General features: G+C 58.2%; 2 protein-coding genes. Both read left to right on the top strand.

From position 1 onward, the window contains the following. Window positions 1-330: metallopeptidase TldD-related protein (locus CW742_RS14945; RefSeq protein WP_292421766.1), on the top strand; the 330-nt coding region annotated here is incomplete at its 5' end. A gap of 215 nt (window positions 331-545) precedes the next feature. After that, window positions 546-1,054 (top strand): HAMP domain-containing sensor histidine kinase (locus CW742_RS14940; protein ID WP_292421763.1); only part of this gene is annotated, 509 nt, incomplete at its 3' end.

Raw genomic sequence — 1,054 nt, 5'->3', positions numbered from 1 at the left:
GGGTACGGCGGCTCGACCTCGATCGGCCACCACAACCTCATTGTCGATGGAACGCGCGGGAATGTGGATGCCGGGCGGGTGCTCTTCATCCACAACATTGTCGGGGCACACACGGCAAATCCCCTGAGCGGTGAGTTCTCGGTCGAACTCTCCAATGCGTTCTTCATGGAGGGCGGAGCGTTCCAGGAACCGGTCCGGAGTGCCATTCTCTCCGGCAACGTCTTCTCGCTCATGCACGCCATCGACGGTCTTGGCAGAAAAACCCGGACAATCGGATCGATGATCCTGCCAGCGGTAAGGATCAACGGGCAGCGGATCATCGGGAAATGAACGTCACGGACTGACGGTATTGTTGCCGAATCTGCCGGTGGATTCCCGCATCCCGGGATAAGAAAGCGTTTTAATCAACACGAGACATACGCGAGCAGGCGGCAAACCGGAGACTTGGTCTTCTGACGGGAATCACCCGCCATGATATCAGGAACCAGCTCTTTGCGCTGAAAACCTTCCTTACTCTTGCATCAGAACCGACATGCGATGCCGCCATGGCTGAGGACAACCCTGGGCATGCCATGCAGGTGGCGGAGATAATCGAGGAACAGATCGCCTTCACCAAAGAGTACGAACCTTTTGGTGCAGAGATCCCTATCTGGCAGAATCCTGTGGGGGTGCTCACCGCAACCGAACGTGAAGTTCATGCGGACGGTGTCGTGATCAGAAGCTCTCTTGATCCAGGGCTCGAAGTGTATGCCGATCCGATGCTGCGGAAGGTCTTTTTCAATCTCCTTGACAATGCAATCCGGCATGGCGAGCGAGTGACGGAGGTGCGGGAATCGGCGATGCCATCCAGCGGAAACCTCGTCATTGTGTGGGAGGACAATGGCATGGGAATCGTAGCCGGTGAGAAGGGCCTTATCTTCGAACGGGGGTGTGGGAAGAACACTGGTCTTGGGATGTTCCTTGCCCGGGATATCCCCTCCCTGACCGGTAGCACCATACGGGCTGCCGGCGAACCGGGTGAGGGTGCCCGGTTGCCGGCCCCTGGTCCCCCGGG

This window comes from Methanoregula sp. (genome assembly GCF_002835825.1).
GTDB lineage: Archaea > Halobacteriota > Methanomicrobia > Methanomicrobiales > Methanospirillaceae > Methanoregula.
This window is presented reverse-complemented; position numbering and strand designations above follow the sequence as displayed.